This is a genomic window from Cohnella sp. GbtcB17 (assembly GCF_019091135.1).
Lineage (GTDB): Bacteria > Bacillota > Bacilli > Paenibacillales > Paenibacillaceae > Cohnella.
Genome location: NZ_JAGXJW010000590.1, coordinates 1 through 228 on the forward strand (window position 1 = coordinate 1; position 228 = coordinate 228).

Annotated in this window: 1 protein-coding gene; it reads left to right on the plus strand. The window is 68.4% G+C overall.

The annotated features are described in order from the left end of the window. Positions 1–228, plus strand: a 228-nt coding sequence (locus KVT38_RS34530; protein ID WP_306795392.1) for an NAD(P)-dependent oxidoreductase, incomplete at both ends; no start/stop codon positions are given.

Genomic DNA, 228 nt, shown 5'->3' on the forward strand with positions numbered 1-228 from the left:
GAGCTTGAACGAGCTGTTCGAGCGCAGCGATATCGTCTCGTGGCATAATACGAGGACGCCGCGAACCGTGGGCATGATCGGCGCGGAGCAGCTTGCCCGCCTTCGCGACGGGGCGCGGTTCGTTAACACGGCGCGCGGCCCGGTCGTGCAGGGGCAGGCGCATAAGGAGGGGCTGCGAGACGGGCGCAGATTCGCTGCGCTCGGCGGATACGCTTCGGAGCCGCTGGC